The organism is uncultured Nitrospira sp., from assembly GCA_902500695.1.
Lineage (GTDB): Bacteria > Nitrospirota > Nitrospiria > Nitrospirales > UBA8639 > Nitrospira_E.
Genome location: CABVRQ010000122.1, coordinates 1 through 1,556 on the forward strand (window position 1 = coordinate 1; position 1,556 = coordinate 1,556).

The window sequence follows — 1,556 nt, forward strand, 5'->3', positions numbered from 1 at the left end:
CCGCGCAGCTACGTTGGTGAACAAATATATTGGACGGTTGTTGGCGCTCCGCAGGGTGGCCGGTCGGCCATGCTGTCGGAAGACGGGGCGCTGGAACCGGGACCCGGGGCTTTTTCGATTGAACCCTTTGTGATCGCGAATGGTTCCATACAGAGCTGGGCCGATGCCGGGCTTAGCCACAGCCTGAGGGATGAATATCTGCCCTTGCCGCGAGTGCGCCGGACCCATGACGGGTTTTCCCTGGACATCAGTGCCCATCGTCCGCCAGTTCCGGCAGGAAGAGAAGGCGGGATGGACGGCAAGGCCCGCGATGTGGTGACCAGATATCGTGTGACCAATACCGGCACGATAACTCGAGCGCTCACCCTGGCCCTTGCCATCCGCCCGATGCAGGTCAATCCGCCCACGCAGACGCTGAATATTGTAGGCGGTGTCAGCAGGATTGAACGGATCAGTTGGAATGGCGCCGCGTTTCAGGTGAATGGTGAGTGGTCGGTGTATCCTGCCTTGAAGCCGGATTCCGTATCACTTGTAGACTTTGAACGGGCCGGGTTCCCCCATGTGCAGGATGCCGGGGCAAGCACGGATTCGCAAAGCCTGGTAGCTCCGGGAGGCTTCGGTTCCGGCGTCATGTATTTTCACGTAGATCTGGAACCTGGTGAGGTTCGCGATATTTCCGTCATCACGGTGCTCACGACTGATGGCGGGCATGCCCCCGACCTGAATCGCGAGGCCATTGATGCCGGCGAACAGGCCGCAGCCGATGAATGGCGGGAGATTCTCAATCGGGTGGACATTTCCGGTCCGCCTGCATCCTTACCGATTCTCAATGCGTTAAAAACCGCTCTCGCTCATATGATGATCACGCGTGAAGGGCCTGGACTGCGTCCGGGGCCACGTAACTATGCCCGTTCGTGGATACGTGACGGGGCGATGATGAGTGAAGGGTTCCTGCGTCTCGGGCACAATGAGCCTGCGGTTGATTTTGCCCGTTGGTATGCGCCGCATCAATTCTCCAATGGCAAAGTTCCCTGCTGTGTGGATCAACGTGGCGCGGATCCGGTTGTGGAGAATGACAGCCATGGGCAACTGATTTTTCTGATCGCGGATATTTACCGGTATACCGGGGATCGTGCCTTTGCCGAAGTCATGTGGTCTTATGTGGACAAGGCCGCCGCCGCCCTCGATAAACTGAGGCTATCGGAACGGACGGAGCATAATCGTCAGAGCGATCGCAAGGCGCTTTATGGTCTGTTGCCGCCTTCGATCAGCCATGAAGGCTATATGGATACACCAGCCTATTCATTCTGGGATAATTTCTGGGGTCTGAAAGGGATGAATGATGCGGCTTTCCTTGCTGAGGAATTGGGGCACCGTGACCGCGCAGCGGATATCAGGGAAGATGCCACAGAATTTGGCGCAGATATCGGAGCGTCTGTCCGTCTGTTGGGTCACGAGCTTGGGCATGTGCCTGGAGCAGCCGACCGAAAGGATTTTGATCCGACATCCACCACGATCGCGCTTTCACCCACCGGGGCGGCAACGGCCTTGCCCGG

1 protein-coding gene is annotated in these 1,556 nt (G+C 58.0%); it reads left to right on the top strand.

Annotation, left to right across the window (positions count from 1 at the left end; genetic code table 11):
* Positions 1 to 1,556 (top strand): hypothetical protein (locus AAH187_RS18225; protein WP_342349913.1); only part of this gene is annotated, 1,556 nt, incomplete at both ends.